The 25,218-nt window shown below is 68.2% G+C and carries 24 protein-coding genes; 11 read left to right on the top strand and 13 right to left on the bottom strand.

All coding sequences use genetic code 11. From position 1 onward, the window contains the following. Nucleotides 1–28 precede the first annotated feature (28 nt). Both smpB and dapA read right to left on the bottom strand, forming a co-directional pair. Nucleotides 29–502, bottom strand: a complete 474-nt coding sequence (gene smpB, locus CLV77_RS12150; RefSeq protein ID WP_076980062.1) for an SsrA-binding protein SmpB — start codon at nt 500–502, stop codon at nt 29–31. Nucleotides 503–723: 221 nt separating this feature from the next. Continuing rightward, nucleotides 724–1,596, bottom strand: coding sequence for a 4-hydroxy-tetrahydrodipicolinate synthase (dapA, locus tag CLV77_RS12155; RefSeq protein WP_076980061.1), 873 nt, complete (start codon nt 1,594–1,596; stop codon nt 724–726). 244 nt (nt 1,597–1,840) lie between these two features. Between dapA and CLV77_RS12160 the strand changes: the two genes are divergently transcribed. Continuing rightward, on the top strand, nt 1,841–3,676 hold the full coding sequence (locus CLV77_RS12160; RefSeq protein WP_158086721.1) for a lytic transglycosylase domain-containing protein: 1,836 nt from the start codon (nt 1,841–1,843) through the stop codon (nt 3,674–3,676). Between the two features lie 93 nt (nt 3,677–3,769). Here the strand turns inward: CLV77_RS12160 and CLV77_RS12165 are convergent, their stop codons facing one another. Both CLV77_RS12165 and mnmC2 read right to left on the bottom strand, forming a co-directional pair. After that, entirely contained in the window at nt 3,770–4,708 is a 939-nt protein-coding gene (locus CLV77_RS12165; protein WP_083707791.1) for a DMT family transporter, read from the bottom strand. After that, a complete protein-coding gene (gene mnmC2 / locus CLV77_RS12170; protein ID WP_083707790.1) occupies nt 4,701–5,459 on the bottom strand; it encodes a tRNA (5-methylaminomethyl-2-thiouridine)(34)-methyltransferase MnmC2 in 759 nt (252 codons plus the stop codon). The genes CLV77_RS12165 and mnmC2 overlap by 8 nt, the downstream gene beginning before the upstream one ends. A 47-nt stretch (nt 5,460–5,506) precedes the next feature. Between mnmC2 and CLV77_RS12175 the strand changes: the two genes are divergently transcribed. Then, nucleotides 5,507–6,595 (top strand): NAD(P)/FAD-dependent oxidoreductase, encoded by a 1,089-nt coding sequence (locus CLV77_RS12175; protein ID WP_076980059.1) that lies wholly within the window; start codon nt 5,507–5,509, stop codon nt 6,593–6,595. A gap of 12 nt (nt 6,596–6,607) precedes the next feature. Here CLV77_RS12175 and map read toward each other — a convergent pair whose 3' ends face one another. Both map and sfsA read right to left on the bottom strand, forming a co-directional pair. Next, on the bottom strand, nt 6,608–7,399 hold the full coding sequence (gene map, locus CLV77_RS12180; protein WP_280522652.1) for a type I methionyl aminopeptidase: 792 nt from the start codon (nt 7,397–7,399) through the stop codon (nt 6,608–6,610). Between the two features lie 69 nt (nt 7,400–7,468). Next, on the bottom strand, nt 7,469–8,206 hold the full coding sequence (sfsA, locus tag CLV77_RS12185; protein WP_076980058.1) for a DNA/RNA nuclease SfsA: 738 nt from the start codon (nt 8,204–8,206) through the stop codon (nt 7,469–7,471). A gap of 110 nt (nt 8,207–8,316) precedes the next feature. Here sfsA and CLV77_RS12190 point away from each other — a divergent pair, with 110 nt between their 5' ends. Genes CLV77_RS12190 through CLV77_RS12205 form a run of 4 tightly spaced genes read left to right on the top strand, consistent with a single transcriptional unit; the run spans nt 8,317 to nt 11,428 of the window. After that, nucleotides 8,317–9,045: a competence/damage-inducible protein A gene (locus CLV77_RS12190; RefSeq protein WP_076980057.1), complete on the top strand. Its 729-nt coding sequence runs from the start codon at nt 8,317–8,319 to the stop codon at nt 9,043–9,045. Then, entirely contained in the window at nt 9,042–9,857 is an 816-nt protein-coding gene (locus CLV77_RS12195) for a GNAT family N-acetyltransferase (RefSeq protein WP_236860985.1), read from the top strand. Before CLV77_RS12190 ends, CLV77_RS12195 begins: the two co-directional genes overlap by 4 nt. 36 nt (nt 9,858–9,893) lie before the next feature. After that, the gene (locus CLV77_RS12200; RefSeq protein WP_076981115.1) at nt 9,894–10,451 is read left to right on the top strand and encodes a peroxidase-related enzyme; all 558 of its coding nucleotides are present in this window, start codon (nt 9,894–9,896) and stop codon (nt 10,449–10,451) included. Continuing rightward, the gene (locus CLV77_RS12205; RefSeq protein ID WP_076980056.1) at nt 10,448–11,428 is read left to right on the top strand and encodes an OmpA family protein; all 981 of its coding nucleotides are present in this window, start codon (nt 10,448–10,450) and stop codon (nt 11,426–11,428) included. Before CLV77_RS12200 ends, CLV77_RS12205 begins: the two co-directional genes overlap by 4 nt. A 25-nt stretch (nt 11,429–11,453) precedes the next feature. On the opposite strand, the gene CLV77_RS12210 is transcribed toward CLV77_RS12205, so the two are convergent. The 6 genes from CLV77_RS12210 to ilvD form a co-directional block, all read right to left on the bottom strand. Next, nucleotides 11,454–12,356, bottom strand: coding sequence for a LysR family transcriptional regulator (locus CLV77_RS12210; RefSeq protein ID WP_076980055.1), 903 nt, complete (start codon nt 12,354–12,356; stop codon nt 11,454–11,456). A 175-nt stretch (nt 12,357–12,531) separates the two neighbouring features. Continuing rightward, nucleotides 12,532–14,556 carry an NADPH-dependent 2,4-dienoyl-CoA reductase gene (locus CLV77_RS12215; protein WP_076980054.1) on the bottom strand — a complete coding sequence of 675 codons (2,025 nt, stop codon included), beginning with the start codon at nt 14,554–14,556 and terminating at the stop codon, nt 12,532–12,534. Between the two features lie 110 nt (nt 14,557–14,666). Beyond that, nucleotides 14,667–15,047 (bottom strand): hypothetical protein, encoded by a 381-nt coding sequence (locus tag CLV77_RS12220; protein ID WP_076980053.1) that lies wholly within the window; start codon nt 15,045–15,047, stop codon nt 14,667–14,669. Between the two features lie 14 nt (nt 15,048–15,061). Beyond that, entirely contained in the window at nt 15,062–15,835 is a 774-nt protein-coding gene (locus CLV77_RS12225; protein ID WP_076980052.1) for a DUF6478 family protein, read from the bottom strand. A 128-nt stretch (nt 15,836–15,963) separates the two neighbouring features. Continuing rightward, nucleotides 15,964–16,623: a hypothetical protein gene (locus CLV77_RS12230; protein ID WP_076980051.1), complete on the bottom strand. Its 660-nt coding sequence runs from the start codon at nt 16,621–16,623 to the stop codon at nt 15,964–15,966. A gap of 2 nt (nt 16,624–16,625) precedes the next feature. Beyond that, a complete protein-coding gene (gene ilvD, locus CLV77_RS12235; RefSeq protein ID WP_076980050.1) occupies nt 16,626–18,359 on the bottom strand; it encodes a dihydroxy-acid dehydratase in 1,734 nt (577 codons plus the stop codon). 251 nt (nt 18,360–18,610) lie between these two features. Here ilvD and CLV77_RS12240 point away from each other — a divergent pair, with 251 nt between their 5' ends. From CLV77_RS12240 to CLV77_RS12255, 4 genes are all read left to right on the top strand, one after another. Continuing rightward, entirely contained in the window at nt 18,611–19,633 is a 1,023-nt protein-coding gene (locus CLV77_RS12240; RefSeq protein WP_076980049.1) for a CPBP family intramembrane glutamic endopeptidase, read from the top strand. 83 nt (nt 19,634–19,716) lie between these two features. Then, a complete protein-coding gene (accD, locus tag CLV77_RS12245; protein ID WP_083707788.1) occupies nt 19,717–20,766 on the top strand; it encodes an acetyl-CoA carboxylase, carboxyltransferase subunit beta in 1,050 nt (349 codons plus the stop codon). 53 nt (nt 20,767–20,819) lie between these two features. Next, entirely contained in the window at nt 20,820–22,058 is a 1,239-nt protein-coding gene (locus CLV77_RS12250; protein WP_076981114.1) for a bifunctional folylpolyglutamate synthase/dihydrofolate synthase, read from the top strand. 153 nt (nt 22,059–22,211) lie between these two features. Then, the gene (locus CLV77_RS12255; protein WP_076980048.1) at nt 22,212–22,670 is read left to right on the top strand and encodes a hypothetical protein; all 459 of its coding nucleotides are present in this window, start codon (nt 22,212–22,214) and stop codon (nt 22,668–22,670) included. Nucleotides 22,671–22,685: 15 nt separating this feature from the next. Here the strand turns inward: CLV77_RS12255 and zapE are convergent, their stop codons facing one another. Then, nucleotides 22,686–23,780, bottom strand: coding sequence for a cell division protein ZapE (gene zapE, locus CLV77_RS12260; protein ID WP_076980047.1), 1,095 nt, complete (start codon nt 23,778–23,780; stop codon nt 22,686–22,688). A gap of 145 nt (nt 23,781–23,925) precedes the next feature. On the opposite strand from zapE, the gene CLV77_RS12265 reads away from it, so the two are divergent. Continuing rightward, nucleotides 23,926–25,185 carry an MFS transporter gene (locus tag CLV77_RS12265; protein WP_076980046.1) on the top strand — a complete coding sequence of 420 codons (1,260 nt, stop codon included), beginning with the start codon at nt 23,926–23,928 and terminating at the stop codon, nt 25,183–25,185. The last annotated feature ends 33 nt before the right edge of the window (nt 25,186–25,218 follow it).

A 25,218-nucleotide genomic window follows, 5' to 3' on the forward strand; every position in this document is an offset into this window, starting at 1 on the left:
CAAAGGGACCTGCATCGGCCGGGGGTGCCTAGCCCTGGCGCAACAACCGCGCCTTCTGACGCTGCCAGTCGCGCTTGGCCTCGTTGGCGCGCTTGTCCTGGTTCTTCTTGCCCTTGGCGATGGCGATCTTGATCTTCGCCATGCCGCGATGGTTGAAGTAGAGCACCAGGGGGACCAGGGTCATCCCCTCGCGCTTGGTGGCGTTCCACAGGCGCGCCAGCTCCTTGCGGGAAACCAGCAGCTTGCGGCGCCGCCGCTCGTCGTGGCCGAAGGTGCGGGCCTGCTCGTAGGGCGCGATGTAGGAGTTGATCAGCCACAGCTCACCGTCCTCGACGGCGGCATAGCTCTCGGCGATGTTGGCCGATTTCTGGCGCAGGGCCTTCACCTCGGAGCCCTCGAGCATGATCCCGCATTCGAGATCCTCCTCGATCGCGTAATCGTAGCGCGCGCGCCGGTTCTCGGCGACGACCTTGTAGTTGGGATCGGACTTCGGCTTGGCCATGGAACGCACTTAGGGTCTGGGTGGTGTGAAGTCCAGTTCGACCTGGGATCCGCGCGGGGCGGACGGCGGCCGGGAGTTGGACGCGGAAGGGCGAAATCGGCGGCGTTGCGCGGGCTGAAAGGAGGCCTCCGGCGGGGATATTTGGACGACAATGAAGGGGGGCGTTCCGCGTGCCCCCCCTTGGTGGTCGCGGTGGGCCCCGTGCCCGGTCCCGCGGGAGATCAGCCGATGAGGCCGGCGTGGCGCATCGCGTCCTTGATCGCGAGGCGCGTCACCTCGCCCAGGGGCAGCAGCGGCAGGCGCACGCTGTCGGCGCAGCGACCCAGAAGCGACAATGCGTATTTGGCACCGGCAACGCCCGGCTCCATGAAGATCGCCTCGTGCAGGGGCATCAGGCGGTCCTGATACTCGAGCGCCTTGGCGTAGTCGCCGGCCAGGGTGGCCTTCTGGAACTCGGCGCAGAGGCGGGGGGCGACGTTGGCGGTGACCGAGATGCAGCCGACGCCGCCATGGGCGTTGAAGCCCAGCGCGGTCGCATCCTCGCCCGAGAGCTGGATGAACTCGGGACCGCAGGCGGCGCGCTGCTGGCTGACGCGGGCCAGGTCGCCGGTGGCGTCCTTGACCCCGATGATGTTCTCAAGCTCTGCCAGGCGGCCCATGGTGGCCGGGCTCATGTCCACGACCGAGCGGCCGGGGATGTTGTAGATGATGATCGGCAGGCCCACCTCGTTCAGACGGGCGTAATGGGCATAAAGCCCTTCCTGGGTCGGCTTGTTGTAATAGGGGGTGACGACCAGCGCCGCGTCGGCACCCGCGCCCTGGGCGTGGTTGACCAGGCGCACGGCCTCGGTCGTGTTGTTGGAGCCCGCACCCGCGATCACGGGCACGCGGCCCTTGGCGGCGCGGATCACCGCGTCGATCACCGCCTCGTGCTCGGCGTGGCTGAGGGTGGGGCTTTCGCCGGTGGTGCCAACGGGGACAAGCCCGTCGGTGCCTTCGCCGATCTGCCATTCGACCAGCGATTCAAGGGTTCCGAAATCCACGGCACCGTCCTTGAACGGGGTCACCAGGGCGGGCATCGAACCTTTGAACATCGGGGGTCTCCTGTCGGGCGGCACCTTGGCCGGGATGAAAGTGGGCGGAACCTAGCCGGGGCGGGGCCGGTTGCCAAGAACGTCTGTTGTCGGGGGGGTGATGAAAGATACAGTCGGGGCGTAAATCACGAGTGGGGATCGAATGTTTCGGACAATATGCCTGATCGCAACGTGTTTCCTGGCCGCCCCCACGGGGGTTTCGGCCGAGAATCGCACATCCGCCGCCCGGGAACTGGCGGCGGCCATGGAAGACGTCCGCGGCCAGAAATGGGACGGGCTGTCGCGCCTCTCCGACCCCAACGCACAGGCGGTGGTGGACTGGTTCAGACTGCGCGCCCGCGAGGGGGATTTCGCCGAGTATCTGGCCTTCCTGAAGGATTACGGCGACTGGCCGGGCCTGCCGCTGCTGCGCCAGCGCGGCGAGTATCGCATTCCGCGCGATGCCCCGGCCGACCGGGTGCTGGAGTATTTCGCAGGTCAGGAGCCGGGGACCGCCCTGGGCGCCCTGCGCCTGGCCAGCGCGCTGGAGGCGAAGGGACGCACCGCCGAGGCCGAGAAGGCGATCATCCGCGCCTGGCGCGAATACCCGACCACGCCCGACGTGGTGGATGCCTTCCTGGAACGCTATGGCAAGATCCTGAAGCCGCACCACGAGGAGCGTCTGGACATGCTTCTGTGGCGGCAGCGCTTTTCCGAAGTCGACGCCATGCTGCCGCTGGTGCCGGAGGGGCAGCGCGCCCTGGCCCGCGCCCGCATCGGTCTGCAACGGCGGGTCAACGGGGTCGACAACCTGGTGGCCGCCGTACCGTCCGACCTGCGCGACACGCCCGGTCTGGCCTATGAGCGATTCGTCTGGCGCGTGCGCAAGGGGCTCGACGACAGCGCCCTTGAGCTGATGCTGGAGACCAGTGCCGCGGGCCGCCTTGGCCGCCCGGAGGAATGGTCGAACCGCCGGCGCAGCATGGCGCGGCAGCTGATGCGCGACGGCAAGGGCAAGACCGCCTACGAACTGGCCAGCAAGCACGGCCTGACCGAGGGGTCGCATTACGCCGATCTGGAATGGCTGTCGGGATATATCGCGCTGACGTATCTCAAGGATCCCAAGCGGGCGCTGTCGCATTTCAACAACCACCGCGACGACGTCGAAAGCCCGATCAGCATGGGGCGCGCCGGCTATTGGCGGGGCCGCGCCCACGAGGCGATGGGCAACAAGGCCGAAGCCGAGAAATCCTACCGCGAGGGGGCCAGGCACCAGACCAGCTTCTACGGGCAGCTGGCGGCCGAGCGTATCGGTCAGCCCACCGACCCCGATCTGCTGGGCGACAAGCTTTATCCCGGCTGGAAGACCGCGAAATTCCGCGAAGCCTCGGTCTTCAAGGCGGGCATCTTGCTGCTGGAGGCGGGCGAGCTTGACCTGGCCGAACGCTGGTTCGTGCACCTGTCCGAGCGGTTGAACGGCGACGAGATGGGTCAGCTCGCCGACATGCTGCTGGACCGGGACGAGCCGCACCTGGCGCTGAAGGTCGCCAAATACGCGGCGTCGCGGGGGATCGTGCTTCAGCGGGCCTATTACCCGGTGACGGCGCTGGCCAAGCGGGATCTGCCGGTCGACAAATCGCTGGCCCTGTCCATCGCGCGGCGCGAGTCCGAGTTCGACAAATCCGTCGTCAGCCCCGCCGGCGCGCGCGGCCTGATGCAGCTGATGCCGGCCACGGCAAAGGCGATGGCGGCCGAGGTCGGGCTTTCCTACTCGGGCAACCGGCTGCTGTCGGACGGGGATTACAACGCGGCCCTCGGCGGCGCCTACCTGGCGCGGCTGCTGCCCCAGTTCAACGGCAACAAGGCGCTGGTGGCCGCGGGCTACAACGCCGGGCCGGGGCGGCCACGGTCGTGGATGCGGACCTATGGCGATCCGCGCACCTCGCAGGTCGATCCCGTCGACTGGATCGAGCATGTGCCCTTCCGCGAGACCCGCAATTACATCATGCGGGTGATGGAATCGGTGCCGATCTATCGCATGCGGCTGGAGGGCAAGGTCGGCCCGCTGAATCTGATGAAAGAGCTGAAGGCGGGGGGCTGACGTCCACGCCGAAGCAGACGATGCGAGTAGGGCCGGTGCATGCACCGGCCCTTTTCATTGCCACGCCCTGAAAGGTCGATGGTGGACCGGGCCTCAGCCAGCCTCGGGGCCCGAGGTGACCGGGGGTGCGACGGGGACGGCCTCCCGCGCCTTGGCGGCTGCGCGCAACCGGGCCCGGCGTTCCCGCCACAGGGTGAAGATGCCGGCCGCCACCACGATCGCGGCGCCGAAGGCCACGTTGGGCGCCAGCGTCTCGCCGAAGACCGCAAGCCCGATCGCGGAGGCGAAGACCAGCTGTAGGTAGGCGAAGGGCTGGACGGTGCTGGCCTCGGCCACGTCATAGCAGCGGATCAGAAGGTAGTGGCCCAGCGCACCGGTGACGCACAGGCTACCCATCCACAGCCAGTCGTCGGCGGCCATCGGCTCCCAGAACCAGATGCCGATGGCGCTCATGCCGATGGCGCCGACGATGCCGGTCCAGAAGAAACTGGTCGCGGCGCTGTCGTAGCGCGCGGCATAGCGGGTCAGCAGGCCGTAGACCGCGAACATCAGCGCCGCCGCCAGCGGCACCACCGCCTCGGGGGCGAAGACCGCGTAACCGGGTTGCAGGATGATGAGGACGCCGACGAAGCCCACGCCAATGGCGGCCCAGCGGCGCCAACCCACCTTCTCGCCCAGTAGCGGCCCCGAAAGGGCCGCGATCAACAGCGGGTAGCTGGTGAAGATCGCGTGGCTTTCCACCAGCCCCAGCAGGACAAAGCCCCAGATCATCACGCAGATCTCGGTGATCAGAAGCAGTCCGCGCAGGATTTGCAGACCCGGCCGCGCGGTGCGGGCGGTGGCGCGCAGACCACCGGGCCGCCGCGCCGCCAGCGCCAGCACGAAGAGCGCGAAGAACCAATAGCGGATCATCACCACCATCAGAACGTTGTACTCGCTGGCCAGGTGGCGCGAGATACCGTCCTGCACGGCGAAGACGGCCGTGGTGCCGATCATCAGGTAGATGCCCAGGCGGTCGTTGCGCTCAGCCATGGGCGACCTGCCCTTCAAGCCGACCGCGCGTCATGTGCCGCTTGCGGCCAAAGCCCGGCACCCGCACGACCGCGAAGCCCGCTTTGGCAAGACCTTCGCGCACGAATCCCGCGGCGGTATAGGTGGCGAAGCTGCCGCCCGGGACGGTGTGGCGGGCGACCTCGTCCATCAGCTCGGGCTGCCACATCTCGGGGTTGCGGGCGGGCGAGAAGCCGTCGAGAAACCAGGCGTCGGCGCGGCCGGACCAGTCGGGCAGCGTGTCGCGCACATCGCCATGGATCACCCGAAGTTCCAGCCCCTCCAGCCGGATGGTGCCATGCGGGTCGGCCTCCCATGCGCGGACCAGGACCTCGGCGTCCTGCTCCAGCACCGGAAAGGCCGACAGGGCGCGCGCCATCTGCGCGGCGGACATGGCAAACCCCTCGAAGCTGGTGAAGCGGATGGGCGGGGTCGCGTCCCGGGCCGTTTCTGCCCGCGCCGCGCGCCAGGCGGCGACCGTGGCCAGCGCGTTCAGGCCCGTGCCGAACCCCAGCTCGGCGATGTGGAAGCCCGGCCGCAGGCGGGCGGGCAGGTCGTTGCCCGCCAAAAAGACTTGGCGCGTCTCATCAAGCCCGTGGTCAAGCGAGAAGTACGGATCCTGAAACCGGGTCGAGACGGGCACCCGCCCGTCACGCCATTCCAGCCCGCCCTGCCCCGCCCCGGCGGCAGGGGCCGCGTCGTCGCCGGCGGCTGCGCTCTGGTGATCCTGCATCAATTGTCCTACGAAATTCACGGCGACAATGAGCGGGAGCGCGGCAATTGGCAACGGTCGATCTGACAGTCAGGGGGGCCGGGGTGATCGGCCTGTCGGTGGCCTGGGCCTGCCTGCGCCGAGGGGCCCGTGTGCGGGTGATCGACCCCGCCGGCATCGCCGCAGGCGCCAGCGGCGGACTGGTCGGCGCCCTTGCCCCGCACACTCCCGACCGCTGGAACGAGAAGAAGGCGTTCCAGCTTGAAAGCCTGCTCATGGCGCGCGGGTTCTGGTCGGAGGTGGCCGAGGTCTCGGGCCTGCCCACAGGCTATGCGCCCACCGGCCGGCTGCAACCGCTGGCCGACGACCGGGCGGTCGCACTGGCCCGGGAGCGCGAGGCCGACGCCCGCGCCAACTGGGGCGAGGCAGCCAACTGGCGGGTTGTGGCGGCCAATGACCTTGACCCGGGCGCGCACGAAGCCCCCTGGCTGCCGCCCAGCCCGACGGGGATGCTGGTGCATGACACGCTGTCGGCCCTGCTGCATCCGCGCCAGGCCACCCGGGCCCTTGCCGGGGCCGTCCGCGCCCTTGGCGGAGAGGTGATAACCGGCGTGGACGCCGCATCCGAGGCCGCCCCGAACCCGCCCGAGGTCTGGGCGACTGGCGCCGAGGGCATCGAGGCGCTGAACCGCGAGTTGGCCGAACAGGGCCGCCGTTCGGCGGGCGCGGGGGTGAAGGGACAGGCTATGCTGCTGGACCTGGACCGCGCCGGCAGGCCGCAGCTTTTCGTCGATGGCATGCACCTGATCCCGCATCTCGACGGCACCCTCGCCATCGGCTCCACCACCGAGCGGTATTACGAAGAAGCGACCGGCACCGATGCACAGCTTGACGAGCTGCTGTCGCGCGCCGTGGCCGCGATGCCGGAGCTGGATGGGGTTTCGGTTCTGGATCGCTGGGCCGGGGTCAGGCCCCGCGCCCGCAGCCGCGCACCGATGATGGGCGCGCACCCGCTGCGCAAGGGGATCACCCTTGCCAACGGCGGCTTCAAGATTGGGTTCGGCATGGCCCCACTGATGGGCGAAGTCATTGCCGACCTTGTGTTAGAGGGGCGCGACCGCATCCCGCCCGGGTTCCGGGTCGAGGATAACCTCTGAGCCGCGCCTTGCTTACTCGGACAGGCTGGGGAAATAGAGGCCGCCGGGCGACAGGGTGAAGATCTCGTAACCGGTGGCGGTGACGCCGATCGAATGCTCGAACTGGGCCGAGAGGGACTTGTCGCGCGTCACGGCGGTCCAGTCGTCGGCCAGGACCTTGGTTTCAGGGCGTCCCAGATTCACCATCGGCTCGATGGTGAAGAACATCCCCTCTTCCAGCACGGGTCCGGTGCCCCAGCGGCCATAGTGCAGCACGTTGGGCGGCGCGTGGAACACGCGTCCCAGGCCGTGGCCGCAGAAATCGCGCACGATCGACATGCGATGCCCCTCGGCATGCTGCTGGATCGCGGCGCCGATATCGCCGAATGTATTGCCCGGCTTGACCTGCTCGATGCCCTTGAACAGCGCATCGTGGGTCACCTGGATCAGGCGCTCTGCCTTGCGGTTGGCGGTGCCGGCCACGTACATCCGGCTGGTGTCGCCGAACCAGCCATCGACAATAACCGTCACGTCGATGTTCAGGATATCGCCGTCCTTGAGCTTCTTGTCGCCGGGAATGCCGTGACAGACCACGTGGTTGACGCTGATGCAGGAGGCGTGCCGATAGCCCTTGTAGCCGATCGTGGCCGAGGTGGCCCCGGCATCCTCGACGGCCTTGGTGATGAAGGCATCAAGCGCGCCGGTCGTCTGGCCCGGCTGGACCAGGGGTCCGACCTCGTCGAGGATCTGTGCGGCAAGGGCGCCTGCCTTGCGCATGCCTTCGAAATCCGCGGGTTCATAGACGCGGATCCCATCTCGGGTCACATGTGCGGTTTGGCGATCGTCCAAGGTCAACTCCGGAAACTTTCTTGTATCAACTGAATTTAGAACAATTCACGACAAACCGCCAGCCGCCGTGCTGCCCTGCAGCGTGGGCGGCGTGAGGGCGCGGTCAAGCGTGATGCCCAGCGGCGAGATCCGCGTGCCGTGACACAGCACCTCGACCCCGTCGCCGATGGCCTGAAAATAGGCCGCCGCATAGGCCGGATCAAGGTCGGCCGCCAGTTCCACCGCCGTGCAATCGGTGCGCTGCACCACGTAGAGAAGCATGGCGCGTTGACCCTGCGCCACCATCCGCCCCAACTCGGCCAGGTGGCGGGCGCCACGGGCGGTGACGCAATCGGGAAACTCGGCCAGGCCGGGACGGCGGCAGAGGTGGACGTTCTTCACTTCGAGGTAAAGGTCGGGCAACCCCCCGCCGCTCAACAGGAAATCGACGCGGCTACGCTCGCCATAGCGGACTTCGGGGCGGACTGTTTCATACTGTGCCAGGGCAGGGATCGCCCCCTGGGCCAGCGCCTCTGCCACCAGCCTGTTTGGCAGGGCGGTGTCGATCCCGGCCCAGTGACCTTCGCCCAGGTCTGACAGTCGCCAGGCCCAGCCAAGCTTGCGGCGCGGATCGTCGTTGGGTTCCACCAGGATGGGCTGACCGGGTGTGTTCAACCCCAGCATCGCACCGGGATTGGGGCAATGGGCCGTCACCTCGCGCCCGTCTTCCAGCCGGATGTCGGCCAGAAACCGTTTGTAGCGGCGCAGCAGCGTGGCGCGGACGAGAGGGGTTTGAAAGCGCATGGCGCCGACCTATACCGCTTGTAGGTCGACGGACAAGCGGATCGCCCCGCGCCGCGCGGGCATTTCCCCGCCCCACTGCCGCCACCGCGCCATATCGCCAAGGAGCCGCCATGCAGAACCCCACCGCCGCCATGCTTGCCATCGGGGACGAGATCCTGTCGGGCCGCACCCAGGACGCCAACATGCACCACCTGGCGCAGGAATTGACGGCGGCCGGGATCGACCTGCGCGAGTGTCGGGTGGTGGCCGATGACCACGACGCCATCGTCGAGGCCGTGCGCGCGCTTTCGTCACGCTGGGACCATGTGTTCACCTCGGGCGGGATCGGGCCCACCCATGACGACATCACCGCCGACGCCATTGCCGCCGCGTTCGACCGGCCGATCGACGTGCGCGCCGACGCCCGCGCGTTGCTGGCCGCCCATTACGCCGCCTCGGGGCGGGAGCTGAACGCCGCCCGGCTGCGCATGGCGCGCATTCCCGACGGTGCGGCCCTGATCGAGAACCCGATCTCGACCGCGCCGGGGTTCATCCTTGAGAATGTGCATGTCATGGCGGGCGTGCCCGCGATCTTCCGCGCGATGCTGGCCTCGGTCCTGCCCGGGCTGACCGGCGGCGCCCCGATCCAGAGCCGCACCCTGCGCGTCGAGCGCCCCGAGGGCGACGTGGCCGAGGTGCTGGGCGCCGTCGCCGCCGAATGCCCTGACCTTTCCATCGGCTCCTACCCCTTTGTCGAGGCGGGGGTGCTGGGCACAAACCTGGTGCTGCGCGGCCCCGATCCGGACCGGCTTGAGGCCGCGCTGGCCGAGCTGAAGCGCCGGTTCGGAGGCTTGGCATGACCGGGGCGGCAGATCACCGCCCCGCACAGGCGGACGCCCCTTCACCGGGCACGGCGAATGACCAGGCCATCGGGGGGCAGGCCCTCGGGGGTGACGCCCCCCGCTTCCTGCGCGCGATGGAGGCGACCTGGCCCCCCCGTGCGGTCACGTCCCTCGGCCCCTGGCGGCTGCGCGACGGGGCGGGCGGGGGCAAGCGTGCCTCGGCCGCGACCTTTACGGGTGACCCCGGCGAGGTGTCGGATGCCACGATCGACGACGCCGTGCAGGCCATGCGCGACGCGGGCGGCCCGGTGCTTTTCCAGGTGCTGCCGGGGCAGGAGGCCCTGGACGCCGCCCTTGCCACCCGCGACTTTGCGCTGGTGGATCCCGTGGTCATCAAGGCCGCCCCCGTTGCCGCCCTGGTCGGCAACGCACCCCCCTCGCCCACGGCACAGTTCATCTGGCCCGCCCTCGCCATCATGCGAGAGATTTGGGAAATGGGCGGCATCGGCCCCGAACGCCTGTCGGTGATGGAGCGTGTGGCCGGCCCCAAGACCGCGATTTTCGACCGGGTTGGCATGAAACCCGCGGGCGTCGGCTTCGTCGCCATGCATGAAGGTATCGCCATGCTGCACGCGCTGGAGGTTCAGCCGCCCCTGCGCCGCAAGGGGGCCGCGCGGCATATCTTGGGCTCGGCAATCCAGTGGGCACAAGAGCTGGGGGCCGATCACCTTGCGGTTGCCGTGACAAGCGAAAATACGCCGGCCCGGGGCCTCTATACTTCTCTGAATATGGGAATCGTGGGACATTACCACTATCGGGCGGGGAGCTAAGGCAAGGAACATAAACGGTTGAAAGACGAACCGGACATGCCGACGGCACTGAACCTGCCGCCAGCCGCGCCTATGCCTTCGCATATGGCGGGGTATTTCGACAAATGCGTCGAAAAGCTGGGCATGGTCCCCAACGTCCTTCGCGCCTATGCCTTCGACCCCGACAAGTTCGACGCCTTCACCGCCATGTATAACGACCTCATGCTCGCCGACAGCCCCCTGTCGAAGCTGGAGCGTGAGATGATCGCCGTCGCCGTCTCGGCGGTGAACCGGTGCTATTATTGCCTGGTCTCGCACGGGGCCGCCGTCCGGCAATTGTCGGGCGACCCCGAGCTGGGGGAGCGTCTGGTGATGAACTATCGCACTGCGCCCCTTGAGCCGCGCCAGCGCGCGATGCTGGATTTCGCCGTCAAGATGACCGAGCAGAGCTACAGCATCGAGGAGGCCGACCGCGCGGCCCTGCGCAAGGTCGGTTTCGACGACCGCGCGATCTGGGACATCGCGGCCGTGGCCGGGTTCTTCAACATGACGAACCGAATGGCCTCGGCCACCGACATGCGCCCCAACCCCGAATATCACGGCCTGGCCCGATGATCGCACGGCTCCTTCCCCTGGCCCTGGTCGCGGCCCTGATGCCAATTGCCGCCCCGGCGATGGAATTCGACCTGCCGGCCAACGCCAAGCTGACCGCGCGTCAGACCGAAGAGACGGGAAGCTATGCCGTGCCGGTCGGTCCCTGGTCCGACGGCGCCCTGCCGACCCTGCGGGCGGAGGGCGCGATCCTGCGCCGGGCGATGCGGGTCGACGGCGGCGCGCTCAGCTCTCCGCAAGTGCTGTTCCCGATGCGCGAACAGCTTCTCAAGGCCGGCTACGAGGTCCTGTTCGAATGCAAGGCCCGCGCCTGCGGCGGTTTCGATTTCCGCTTCGGCACCGAGGTCATGGCCGAACCCGACATGCACGTCGACTTGGGCGATTTCCGCTTTCTCTCGGCCCGGCGGATCAATCGCGAGCGGGGCGCCAAGCCGGAATTCGTCAGCCTGATGGTCAGCCGCGGCTCCGACACCGCCTGGATCCAGGTGATCGAGGTGGGCGCCGATGTGCTGCGCCAGCCCGTGGCGTCCGTGGGCAAGTCCAGCCGCAGCGCCCGCGCCGGCAACAACCCCCATCCCGCTACCCGCAGCCGCCTGGTGCCCCAGACCGGTCTGATCGCCCGCATGGAAAGCGACGGAACCGCGGTCCTTGGGGATCTGGTCTTCGACACCGGCGCGGCCAGCCTGTCCCAAGGGGAATACGGCACGCTGGGCACCCTTGCCCGCTATCTTCGCGAAAGCCCCGAGCGTCGGGTCACGCTGGTCGGCCACACCGACGCCGAGGGCAGCCTTCAGGGCAATATCTCCCTCTCCAAGCGCCGCGCCCGTTCGGTCGGAGAGCATCTTGTCGCGCTGGGGGTCAGCCCCGCGCAGATCGAGACCGACGGCGTTGGCTACCTGTCGCCGCTGGCCAGCAACCTCACGGAAGAGGGGCGGCGCAAAAACAGACGGGTCGAAGCCATGTTGACCTCGACCCGCTGATTTTCTGCCTTGCCGGTGGCGCCGCTCAGATCGGCGCTTCCATCCCGGCGAAATGCGACACCAGATAATCGATGAAGGACCGCACCTTGGGTTGGGTGAACCGCCCCGGGGGATAGACCGCGTAGATGCCCAGCCGTTCCTGCGGCAGATCGGGGATCGCCTCCTCGATCAGGCCCTTTTCCAGCGCCTCTCGGTAGAGGAAGCTGGGCAGGTAGGCGATGCCAAGCCCCGAGATTGCAGCGTTCAGCAGCGACTGGCCGTCATTGACCGTCAGCCAACCGGCCGAGCGGACCTGACGCTTCTCGCCCGAGGGGGCGGTGATCTTCCAGACGTTGCCGTTCGACTGGTTGGAATAATGCAGCAGCTTGTGCTCGTTCAGATCGTCGATCTTCTGGGGCCGCCCGTAGCGCGCGAAATACGCCGGGGAGCCGACCATGCGGCGGGTGGTTTCGGTCAGCTTGCGCGAACGCAGGGTGCTGTCCTCCAGCTCGCCGATGCGGATGGCCATGTCGAACCCTTCCGAAATCAGCTCCACGAAGCGGTTGTTGAGGACCATGTTGACGGTGATCTCGGGGAATTCCGACAGGAAGTCGCCCAGGATCGGCGACAGGTGATTGACCCCGAAATCCGTCGCGACCGAGATCCGCAGCAGGCCGCTGGGCGCCGATTGCATCGAGGTGACAAGCGCGTCGGCCTCGCCGGCATCGTTCAGCACACGGCGGGCGCGGTCATAATAGGCCAGACCGATCTCTGTCGGGCTGACGCGGCGTGTGGTGCGGTTGAGAAGTCGTGCGCCCAGCCGCGCCTCCAGCGAGGAGACGTGCTTGGAAACCGCCGACTTCGAGATCCCCATCTTCTTTGCAGCATCGGTAAACCCACCTTGGTCCACCACCGTCGCAAAGGCTTCCATTTCGGTCAGACGGTCCATTGACGTGCCCTTTTCACTCGCATTCAACGTGACCTGTTTTCTGCGGGAATTCAGGCAGGAATGCGGAGGGCGTCGGACAATACCGGGGTAACTTCACGGACCGTTCAGGACACGTGCACAATGAAACAGGTGTTCCCGAAACGCGAACAGGGATCAAAAAGGGCGAAAAGGGCGCCTACAGGCCCGCCGCCAGCCGTGCGCCCTGGTCGATGGCCCGCTTGGCGTCCAGTTCCGCCGCCACATCGGCGCCACCGATGACATGGGGCGTCACGCCCAACGCCTGCAAACTGTCGGCCAGCGACCGGTCGCTCACCTGCCCCGAACAAAGGACGATCGTGTCGGCGGGGATGAGCCGCGCCTCGCCCCCTTCGCCGGTCGAGACCTCAAGCCCCTCGGGCGTGATCCGTTCGTAACCCACCCCGCCGCGCATTTCCACGCCCAGGTGGCGCAGGCTGGTGCGGTGGATCCAGCCGGTGGTCTTGCCCAGCCGGCGGCCCGGCTTCTCGGGCTTGCGCTGAAGCAGGGTGATGCGGCGGCGCGAAGGTTCGGGCTGTGGCCCCTCGGGGGCAAGACCGGCGCGCTGCCGCTCGGGGTCGGCCACGCCCCATTCATGCAGCCAGCGGTCCAGATCCGTGGTCGGGCTGGGCACGGGCTGGCCCAGGAATTCGGCCACGTCGAAACCGATGCCGCCGGCACCGATCAGCACCACCCGGTCGCCCACCGGAGCGTCGCCTGCCAGCACGTCGACATAGCTTAGCACATGGGGCAGGTCCTGGCCGGGGATGCCCGGATCGCGGGGCAGCACGCCGGTCGCAACGATCACCTCGTCAAAACCCGCAAGCTCCTCGGCACTGGCTTCCTGGCCGAGGCGCAGGTCGATGCCGGCGGCCCCAACGGCGGTGGCGAAATAATCCAGCAGGCCCGCGAACTCTTCCTTGCCGGGGATACGCGCGGCCATGTTCAACTGTCCGCCAAGGCGCGGGGCGCGGTCGATCAGCGTCACGGCATGGCCGCGCTCTGCCGCGACCAGCGCGGCCGACAGGCCCGCAGGCCCGGCCCCTACGACCGCGATGCGGCGGGGCGTGGCCGCAGGCTCATAGCGCAGCTTCGTCTCATAGCCCGCGCGGGGGTTCACCAGGCAACTGGCGATCTTGCCGCCGAAGGTGTGATCCAGGCAGGCCTGGTTGCACGCGATGCAGGGGGCGATCCGGTCGGCCTGCCCCGCCGCGGCCTTGGCGACGAAATCGGGGTCGGCCAGGAAGGGCCGCGCCATCGAGACCATGTCGGCGGCTCCCTCGGCCAGGATCTCCTCGGCGACGCCGGGGGTGTTGATCCGGTTCGAGGCGATCACCGGGATGCCCACCTTGCCCATCAGCTTGGCCGTGACCCAGGCGAAGGCCCGGCGCGGCACCGAGGTCGCGATGGTGGGAATGCGCGCCTCGTGCCAGCCGATGCCGGTGTTGAGGATGCTGGCGCCCGCCGCCTCGACCCGGCGGGCCAGCTCGACCACCTCGTCAAAGCTGGACCCGTCGGACACGAGGTCCATCATCGACAATCGGTAGATCAGGATGAACTCGGCCCCCACGGCGGCCCGGACCCGGGCCACAACCTCCAGCGGCAATCGCATCCGGTTCTCGTAGCTGCCGCCCCAGCGGTCTGTGCGCTTGTTGGTATGGGCGACGAGAAACTGGTTCAGGAAATACCCTTCCGAGCCCATGATCTCGACCCCGTCGTAACCGGCCTGCTGCGCCCGGGTGGCCGCGGTCACGATGTCGGCGATCTGCTTCTCGATCCCCTCCTCGTCCAGTTCGGTCGGCACGAAGGGCGAGATCGGCGACTTGATCGCCGAGGGGGCCACGCATTCCTTGCCATAGGCATAACGCCCGGCATGGAGGATCTGCATCGCGATCTTGCCGCCGGCCTCGTGGACCCGGTCGGTCACGACGCGGTGGTTGGCGATGTCCTGGTCGGTGAAAAGGCCCGCAGCCCCGGGAAAGACCCCGCCTTCGCGGTTGGGGGCCATGCCCCCGGTCACCATCAGCGCGACACCGCCGCGCGCCCGCTCGGCGTAGAACTCGGCGACCCGGTTCCAGTCGCCGGTCTCTTCCAGGCCGGTGTGCATCGACCCCATCAGCACCCGGTTGCGCAGGGTGGTGAAGCCAAGGTCGAGCGGGGCAAGCATGTGCGGGTAACGGATCATGGCCTCTCCTTCTTGCGGCCAATCTCGGGCAAGAGGGGGCAGGCTGTCACGCCCGACCCCGCGTCAACTGACGCGGCGGGAATGCTGTGGACGTTGGGACGCGCCGCGGCTCAGCTGGTTTCCAGGCAATGGCGGCGGAAGGCGCGCTTGAGCATGTCCAGCTCGGCCCGCAGCAGGTCGATCTCGGAGCGGATGTCATCCTCCAGCGGCTCGCCGGTGACGATGGTGAAGCTGCCAAGGCGCACGGCGCTGCGGGCGTCCTGGATCAGGATCGTCTGCACCCCGTCCGACAGGATCTCGGCGGGCACGGGAATGCGCAGCACCCACTGACCCTCGGTCGCCGGATCCTCGGTGATCTCGACCCCGTCCAGGGGCTGTTCGAGATGGGTGATCAACAGGTGGGGCCGGCCCGCGGCCTCGTCCACGGCGGTCAGGACGCCTTCCCAGACGCCAGCGTGCAGCCGCGTCTTGGTCAGCACGAAGCCCGCCATTGCCGGATCGCCCCTCACAGCTCGGACCTCGGGCGGCGGATCATCGTCAGGTCGCGGATGACGATCTGATTCATCTCGGGGCCCTCGAAGATGAGGTCGAGCCAGATACGCTCGACTCGTTTTTCGTTGATCTTGGTATAGGCCATGTCGAATTCGACCATAATCTCTTTCGACCCTACGGGCAATTCGCGCACGATCTGCTCGGTATTAGGGCCGTGTTTGATGTTCAGCCGGGCAAAAAGTTCCAGCGGCTTTTCCAGCTCGACGATGGCCTCGATGCGCAGCACGTGGGTCAGGCGCAGGTCGCGCGCGGCTTCGGCCGGCAGGTCCAGAACTAGGGACAGGAACGAGCCGTCGAACTGAAACACGTCCATGCGCAGGCCGAAGGGGGCAAGATCCTCCCCCCGCGTGTTGCGCAGCTGGCGCAGGGTCAGCTCGCTGACCTTGCAGTCATGGAAGACGGTCGCCTCGTCGCCGAAGGCCGTTTGGCTTTCGACCGCGCTAATGCCAGGGGGCGAGAGGGGCCCGCGCCAGATCTGCGGCCGGTAGGCCCAGTCGCAATACATCGGCTTGCGGATGGCGTTGGAACTTAGAAGCGGCAGGGTCAGGCGGGCATCGGCCACGTGCAGCACCTGCTCCACCCGGCGGCGTTGCTGGCGGGCGTGGGTGCGCAGGGTGCGCAGCCGCTCAAGATCCGTGGTCTCGGCGATGGCGACGGCATCGTGCCACCAGTTCAGCGACCGGCGCTGACGGTATCGCCCGATGACTTCCTTCAAGCGTTCAAGCATTGCCGATCCTTTCGTCGCCCCATAATGCGCAATCATGGCGGCCCGGACAAAGGGTTTCGCGGCGGGGGCCCGATTTCGGCCCGCCGCGCCCAATGTATCGACCGGACCCACCGGGGCCGGCGGCCCGCTCAGACCCGGCGGGAGTCGCTGTTGGCCTGCTGAACCCGGCGCACGAAATCGCGCATCAGCTCCAGCCCGGCGCGGCCATCCAGCGGATAGTCGGCGGTGCCGCCTACCGTCAACGACACCATGCGCGAGCGCACGTCGAAGAAGGCCCGCCACTGGTCCGAGCCAAGCGTCCGGTCCGAGGTGCGCACATAGAAGACACCGTCACGGGTAAAGGATTGGCGAACCGTCACGTCCGCGGCGCGACCCGATTGCGACAGCGCGGCGCGCCCCGCCTCGGAGGCCAGGAACACCCGCAGCTCTTCCAGCATCAGAGCCACGGCGGGCCCTTCCTCTGGCGCGCTGATCGAGGCCGTCAGCCGCGCCGGAACGCTGGGTTGGGGCGCGTCGGGCATGCGCGAGATCGCGGCGCAATTGCCCATCAGCACGAAGGATCCGGCCTCCCGCGCGGCCGAGGCCGCGGGGTCGACGCAGAAGCCGCGCGGACCGACGATGGTGACATCGGTCCCCGAGGCCACCACCTGCTTCGGCGCGACCCGCGACAGGGCCTTGCCCCCCGCGCCGGCGGTTGCCCCCGCGAAGGGGCCCCCGTTCAGCCCGGCGCATCCGGCAAGCCCCCCGGCGACGCCAAGCGCCGCCACCAGGCCGTAAAGCTGCATCATGCTCAAAGATCCATGTAGGCGTGCTTCTCGGCCTTGCCGCCGGGATGGGTGACAGCACCCTTGTTGGTGGCGCCGACAAGCTGGGCGTATTTCCACAGGGCGCCGGCGGCATAGATCGTCTCGCGCGGGCCGGACCAGGCGGCCTTGCGGCTGGCCAGTTCCTCGTCGCTGAGATCGACCGAGATCGTCCCCTCGATGGCGTTGAGGGTGATGACATCGCCATCCTTGAGCAGGGCGATCGGGCCGCCATGCGCGGCCTCGGGGCCGACGTGTCCGACGCAGAAGCCCCGCGTCGCGCCCGAGAAACGCCCGTCGGTGATCAGCGCGACCTTCTTGCCCATGCCCTGACCCGAAAGGGCCGCGGTGGTGGCCAGCATCTCGCGCATGCCGGGGCCGCCTGCGGGGCCCTCGTTGCGGATCACGATGACCTCACCTTCCTTGTATTCGCGGTTGCGCACCGCCTGGAAGGCATCCTCTTCGCATTCGAAGACGCGGGCGGGGCCGGTGAAGACCTGCTCGGCCTCGGACATGCCGGCGACCTTCACGATGGCACCCTCGGGGGCGACGTTGCCCTTCAGGCCGACGACGCCGCCGGTCTTGGTGATGGGGGTGCTGACGGGATGGATGACGCGACCGTCGGCCTCACGCGTGACCTTGTCGATCTCGACGCCGATGCTTTCGCCGGTGACGGTCATGCAATCCTCGTGGATCAGACCGGCCTTGCGCAGCTCCTTCATTACGACGGGCACGCCGCCGGCCTCATAAAGATCCTTGGCGACATAGGCACCGCCGGGCTTGAGGTCGACGAAGTAGGGGGTGTCGCGGAAGATGGCGCAGACGTCATCCAGATCGAAATCGATCCCGGCTTCGTGGGCGATGGCAGGCAGGTGCAGGCCGGCGTTGGTCGAGCCGCCGGTGCAGGCCACGACCCGTGCCGCGTTCTCGAGCGATTTGCGGGTGACGATGTCGCGCGCAAGGATGTTCTTTTCGATCAGGTGCATGACAGCCTGACCCGAAGCCTCGGCGTATTGGTCGCGGCTTTCGTAGGGCGCGGGCGCCCCGGATGAGTTGGGCAGCGCCAGACCGATCGCCTCGGAGACGCAGGCCATCGTGTTGGCGGTGAACTGACCACCACAGGCCCCGGCGGAGGGGCAGGCCACGGCTTCCAGCTTTTCCAGCTCGCAGGTGGACAGGTTGCCGGCCTGGTGCTGGCCGACGGCTTCGAACACGTCCTGGACGGTGACGTCCTTGCCGTTCAGCCGGCCCGGCAGGATCGAGCCGCCATAGATGAAGACCGACGGCACGTTCAGGCGAACCATCGCCATCATCATGCCGGGCAGCGACTTGTCGCAGCCGGCCAGACCGACGATCGCGTCGTAGCAGTGGCCGCGCATGGTCAGCTCGACCGAGTCGGTGATGGCCTCACGCGATGCGAGCGAGCTGCGCATCCCCTCGTGGCCCATCGCGATGCCGTCGGTGACGGTGATGGTGGTGAACTCGCGCGGGGTGCCGCCCTGGGCCTTCACGCCCAGCTTCACGGCCTGCGCCTGACGGTTGAGCGAGATGTTGCACGGCGCGGCCTCGTTCCAGCAGGTCGCGACGCCGATGAAGGGCTGGTGGATCTCGGTCTCGCTCAGCCCCATGGCATAGTAATAGGACCGGTGCGGTGCACGGGCGGGCCCTTCGGTCACATGACGGCTGGGCAGTTTGGATTTATCGAACGGACGTTTCAGCATGAGACCCTCCCGATGGCGCTGCTTGGGCTTTGGAATAGACGCGTGCGCGTTCAGACACAAGCGGGTGAACGCCATGCCGCGCCCGCCTGCGGCGGTGCATCGCCTCTTGTCAGCGCGCCCCTCGGCGCCGGGCTTGCCGCGCCACTTGTTCGGGGCGCCAAGCGGGGCACCGGGCGGCGACACCTCGCCGCCGGGGCGCCCGCGCGCTATATGCAGGGGAATTGCCCCCGTGATGCCCGAAGGACCCGCCAATGCGCCTGGCCTATTCCCGCCCCCTGCAACGGCTGATCGCGCCGGCGCGGCGCCGCCCGGCCCTGTGGCGCCTTGCTCTTGGCGTGGTGCTGGGTCTTGCGGTCTATGGCGTGCCCTTATTGGGCGCGGGGCTTGCCCTGCGCCTGGCCCTGCCCGAGGGGACCGGCGCCGCCCTGATGCAGGAGGTGGCCGAGGGCGCCACCCCGCGGGGCCTGCTGCTGGCGCTGGCAAGCTTCGGCTTCATGGCGCTGGCCCCGATCGCGGCGGCCTGGCTGCTGCACCGGCGCGGGGCGGGCACGCTTTTTGGTCCGCGCGCGGGGCTGTGGCGCAACTTCCTGCGGGTCACGGCGGTGCTGAGCGTGATGCAGGTCGCGGTCCTGATCGTGCTGGCAACGATGACCGACCTGGAGCCCAATGTCGCACCCGCCACCTGGCTGATGCTGCTGCCCCTGTCGCTGCCGCTGTTGCTGCTTCAGGTCAGCGCCGAGGAGATGGTCTTCCGCGGCTACCTGATGCAGCAGCTCGCCGCCCGCTTCCGCAGCCCGCTAATCTGGATGTTCCTGCCGGCCGTGCTGTTCGGGATCGGGCATTTCTCGCCCCAGGACGCGGGCGCGAACGCCTGGGTGGTCGCGGCCTGGGCCACGCTGTTCGCGGTCTATGCCGCGGACCTGACGGCGCGGACCGGCGATCTGGGGGCCGCCATCGGCTTTCACTTCATCAACAACTTCTTCTCGTTGCTGCTGGTCTCTCTCCAAGGGCCGATGTCGGGCCTGTCGCTCTATACCCTGCCCTTCGACGGCGCGGACGACGCCACGCTGCCGGGCCTTCTGTGGGCCGAACTGGCGGTGCTGACCCTGGCGTGGGCGCTGTGCCTTCTGGTGGCGCGCCCGTGGCCCGAGGACGCGGCGGAAACCCCGCCGCCCTCAGCGATGGGCCCGGAGCCTGTGGCCGAACCCGCCCCCGCGCTCGCCTCCATACAGACGGGGCGCACCCGCTCGCCGGGGGACGGCCCCGGCTCATGATTGCATTCGCCGGCCCGCCGAATTATCTCAGGGGCCGACAAACGGCCCGCGCGGATCTGCGCGCGGCAGGAGGGATCGCCTGAATGAACTGGATTTCCAACTACGTCCGGCCGAAGATCAACTCGCTCTTTTCGCGGCGCGAGGTGCCCGAGAACCTGTGGACCAAGTGCTCCGAATGCGGAACGATGCTTTTCCACCGCGAGCTGGCCGACAACCTGATGGTCTGCACCAACTGCGACCACCACATGGCGATCACCCCGCGTGAACGTTTCGCAAGCCTGTTCGACGGCGGTGTCTACACCGAGGTCAAAGTGCCCGCGCCGGTCACCGACCCGCTGCATTTCAAGGATCAGAAACGCTATCCCGACCGGATGAAGGCCGCGCAGAAATCCACCGGCGAGGAAGAGGCCATGCTGGTCGCCGAGGGCGAGATCGGGCGCACGCCTATCGTCGCGGCGGCACAGGACTTCAGCTTCATGGGCGGATCCATGGGCATGTATGTGGGCAACGCCATCATCGCCGCCGCCCAGCGCGCGGTGAAGCTGAAGCGGCCTCTGGTGCTGTTCTCGGCCGCCGGCGGTGCCCGGATGCAGGAAGGGATCCTGTCGCTGATGCAGATGCCGCGCACCACCGTGGCCGTGCAGATGCTGAAGGAAGCGGGCCTGCCCTATATCGTCGTGCTGACCCATCCCACGACCGGTGGCGTCACCGCCTCCTACGCGATGCTGGGTGATGTCCATATCGCCGAGCCGAACGCGCTGATCTGCTTCGCCGGGCCGCGCGTGATCGAACAGACGATTCGCGAGAAGCTGCCCGAAGGGTTCCAGCGTGCCGAATACCTGCTGGACCACGGCATGCTGGACCGGGTCACCCACCGCAGCCAGATGCGCGCCGAGCTGATCACCCTGACACGGATGCTGACCGGCCTGCCGCCCGAGGTGAAGGGCGACCTGCCGCCCCCCTCGATCGGTCCCGACGCCGAAACCGCGCCCGAACTTCCGGCCGCCGTCGAGAACGCCGAACCTGCCAAGGCGGGCGCCAAAACCGCCGGCGATGCGGCCGCGGCGAAACCCGTGACGGCGAAATCCGCCAAGCCCGCGGCTGACGCCAAGGACAAGGGCACGGCGAAGTGAGCGAGGCCACCGCGCCGTCGGCGCTTGCCGGCTCGGACGCCCTGCTGGAACGGATGATGACCTTGCACCCCAAGGTCATCGACCTGACGCTGGATCGCGTCTGGCGGCTGCTGGCCGCCCTGGGCCACCCCGAGAAGAACATGCCGCCTGTGATCCACGTCGCGGGCACCAACGGCAAGGGCTCGACCCAGGCGATGATCCGGGCCGGGCTGGAGGCGGGGGACAAACGGGTGCATGCCTACACCTCCCCCCATCTCGCCCGCTTCCACGAGCGGATCCGCCTGGCCGGCGAGCTGATTTCGGAAAGCTACCTGTCCGAGATCCTCGACGAGTGCTACGCCGCCAACGACGGCGCCCCGATCACCTATTTCGAGATCACGACCGTCGCCGCCATCCTGGCCTTTTCCCGGGTGCCCGCCGACTACACCGTGCTTGAGGTCGGGCTGGGCGGGCGGTTGGATGCGACCAACGTGGTCGAAAGCCCCGCCCTCAGCATCATCACCCCGGTCTCCATCGACCATCAGCAATACCTGGGTGAGACCCTGGCCCTGATCGCCGGCGAAAAGGCCGGCATCATCAAGCGCGGCGTGCCCTGCATCGTCGGCGCCCAGGAAGAGGCCGGCCTCGACGTGATCGAGGCGCGGGCCCGGGCGCTTGACGCCCCGCTGCTGGTGCGCGGACAGCACTGGCACGTCTGGGAAGAACGCGGGCGCCTCGTGTTCCAGGACGAGACCGGCCTGCTGGACCTGCCGCTTCCCAACCTGATCGGCGCCCATCAGGTGCAGAACGCCGGGATGGCGATCGCCGCCCTGCGCCATCTGGGGTTCGGCGAGGCCGAGTGCGAGGCCGCGATGCGCGATGCCTACTGGCCCGCGCGCCTGCAACGGCTGACTACCGGACCGTTGATCGCCGCCGCCGGCGAGGCCGAGTTGTGGCTGGACGGCGGGCACAACCCCGCCGCGGGCGAGGCATTGGCCGAGGCGCTGGCCCGCCTGCCCGAGCGCCCGCTGCACCTGATTTGCGGCATGCTGGATACCAAGGATATCGGCGGCTACCTGCGCCCCCTGGCCGGGCTGGCCCAGGACCTGATCGCCGTCTCGATCCCCGGCGAGGCCGCGACCCTGCCCGCCGAACGCACTGCCGAGGCCGCCCGGAAGGCCGGCATCCCCGCCACCACCGCCGAAAGTGTCGATGAGGCGGTGGCGGAGTTGAAGGCACAGGCCCCGGGCGGGCGCATCCTGATCTGCGGCTCGCTTTACTTGGCCGGTCGGGTGCTGCGCGAAAACGGCTGACCCTTCGCGCGCGGCCCGGCCGCGCGCGCCTGTCCCTCCCCCCGGCCACCTCCGCGCCCTCAAATCGCCCGGGCCGCGCCACAGTTGCGTGCAACCTTTGTCGCGTCTTTTTTTGAGCGTGAGTGACGGGGCCCCGGCCCCAGAGGGTTGTAGATGAAAGAGATTCTTCTGCTTTCGGCCAAGGGAATCGCGGGCGTGCTTGCGCTGACCCTGTTCTACCTGTGGGACATGGCCACCCGCCTTTACGAGGCATATGGCGCCGCCGCCCGCGAAGCTGCGGGCAAGATCGGCGCCCAGATCCAGCCCCATCTTCCCCAGATCTCGGAACTGCTGCGCATCAAAGAGCTGAACTGCGCCGGCTCCACCTGCATGGTGACCCAGATCATCGTGCCCCTCTTCGTCGTACTGGCAAGCTGGGTGCTGTTCTTCGGGGCGCTCTTTCTGCTGCGGCGGCTGATGGGCGCGCAGGGCGACCGGCCGCTGCTGCTGAACCTGCTGGTTCTGGCGGTGCTGCTGGCCTCGCCAACGGCGGTGTTCGACGTGTCGCGGGACGTGGCGGCACTCAGGGCCCAGACCAAGGCGCTTGCCGAGGCGACCGCGCAGAAGCTCTGACTTCGCGCGGGCGCGTCAGGCCGAAGCGGCCTCAGACGCCGGGCGGCCCCAGTCGGCCGATTGCATCTCGGCTAGGCGCGAGGCCGTGCGCTCGAACTCGAACGATCCCTCGCCTTCCAGGTAAAGCCGGTGCGGCGGGGCCTCGGCCGAGCAGATCAGCGTCACCCGTGCCTCGTAAAGCGCATCAATCAAGGTGACGAACCGCTTTGCCTGGTTGAAGTTGCTGCGTCCCAGGCAGGGAATATCCTCAAGCACCAGCACCCGCAGCGCCCCGGCGATGGCCAGGTAGTCTGCCGGGCCCAGGGGCTGGCCGCAAAGATCCCAGAACGCCGCCCGCCCCGCGCCGTTGCGGTAGGCGGGCACGGTCACCTCGCGCCCGTTGACCCGCAGGACCAGGGGAGACGACGCGCCGCCGGTCAACCCGGTCCAGATCGCCTCGATCCTGGCGCGGGCATTGGCATTGATTGGGGTGAAATAACGCGCCTCGCCCTGCAGGCGATGCTGTCGGTGGTCGCGGGGGCTTTCCAGCTCGTGGACCTGCATCCGTTCCTTCAGCAACCCGATGAACGGCAGGAAGAGGTCCCGGTTCAGGCCGTCCTTGTAAAGATCGTCCGGCGGCCGGTTCGAGGTGGTGACGACGGTCACGCCGGCATCGAAAAGCTTCTGGAACAGCCTGCCGACGATCATCGCGTCGGTAATGTCGGTGATCTGCATCTCGTCAAGACACAGCAGCCGCACGTCCCGCGCCAGCCCTTCGGCCACCGGGGCGATCGCGTCCTCGACCCCGGTCTGGCGCGCGGCATGAAGCTTGGCGTGGACCTCTTGCATGAAGGCGTGGAAATGGACGCGGCGCCGGGCCTCGACGGGCGCGTGTTCGTAGAACAGGTCCATCAGCATGGACTTGCCCCGGCCCACACCGCCCCAGATGTAAAGCCCCCTGGGCGGTGGCGGCGCCGCACGGAAAAAGCGCATCAGCCCGCCGGGGGCCGGAACCTCCTCGAGCGAGCGGCGCAGATCCTCGAGAAGGGCCAGCGCGTCTTCCTGCGCCGGATCCTGCTTCAACCTGCCTTCCGCGACGCGGGCTGCGTAGATCTCTTTCAGCGATGCCATGGCGACGGGATAATACCCCCCGCCGCCGGAGGGAAGCCGGAACGCGCCCCCTTGCGGCGATTGCGGGCTTCACCGATAAATGGCCGGGTTTCGGCGGCCCCGCGCGGGCCGCCCCACCTTCCCGTCGAATACCGAAGGATTCAGCATGAACGCCACGCTTCCGCAGGCCAAGGCGGCCTCGATCTTCACGCCGGTCCTGATCGCCGGTTGCTGCATCATGCTTGTCAGCTTCGCGATCCGGGCCTCCTTCGGCGTCTTCCAGATCCCGATCGCCGAGGAGTTCGGCTGGCTCCGGGCCGACTTCTCGCTGGCGATTGCCATCCAGAACCTGGCCTGGGGCATCGGCCAGCCCCTCTTCGGCGCCATCGCCGAGAAGTTCGGCGACCGCAAGGCCATCGTGCTGGGCGCGATCACCTACGCGGCGGGTCTGATCCTGTCGTCCTATGCCTTCACCCCGGGGCAGCATCAGCTTCTGGAGATCCTGGTCGGCTTCGGCATCGCAGGCACCGGATTTGGCGTCATCCTGGCGGTGGTCGGTCGCGCCGCCTCGGACGAGCATCGGTCGATGGCCCTGGGCATCGCCACGGCGGCGGGTTCGGCCGGCCAGGTGGTGGGCGCACCCGCCGCCGAATTCCTGCTGGGGTTCATGTCCTGGCAATGGGTCTTTGTCGTCTTCGCGGGCGCGATCCTGGCGTCGCTGATGGTGCTGCCGATGATGCGCGCCCCCGCGCCCGCCGCCCGCGCCGAGCTTGAGGAGACCCTGGGCCAGATCCTGGTCCGGGCGTTCCGCGACCGGTCCTACCTGCTGATCTTCGTGGGGTTCTTTTCCTGTGGCTACCAGCTTGCGTTCGTGACCGCCCATTTCCCGGCGCTGGTGGCCGAGATGTCGTCACCCATCGCGCCCGGCGGCTGGCTGGCGGGCATGGGCGTGACGACCACGGCGGGCCTGGGCGCGCTGGCCATCGCGTTGATCGGCCTTGCGAACATCGCCGGCACGCTGACGGCCGGCTGGGCCGGCAAACGCTATACCAAGAAATACCTGCTGGCGGGGATCTACGTCGGCCGCACCGTGGTCGCGGCGCTGTTCATCATGGCGCCGATCACCCCGACCAGCGTGATCCTCTTCTCGATCGGGATGGGGGCGCTTTGGCTGGCGACAGTGCCGCTGACCAGCGGGCTGGTCGCGCATCTTTTCGGGCTGCGCTACATGGGCACGCTTTACGGGTTTGTCTTCTTCAGCCACCAGCTTGGGTCGTTCGTGGGGGTCTGGCTGGGCGGCAAGCTTTACGATCTTTACGGCAGCTACGAGACCGTCTGGTGGATGGGCGTCGGCGTCAGCCTCTTCAGCGCCATCGTCCACCTGCCGGTGAAGGAGCATCGCAGCCCCGCACCCGCCCCCGCCTGATCGCCCGCGCCAATCCCCGCCCGGTCCGCCGGG

The sequence above is a fragment of the Brevirhabdus pacifica genome (assembly GCF_002797755.1).
Lineage (GTDB): Bacteria > Pseudomonadota > Alphaproteobacteria > Rhodobacterales > Rhodobacteraceae > Brevirhabdus > Brevirhabdus pacifica.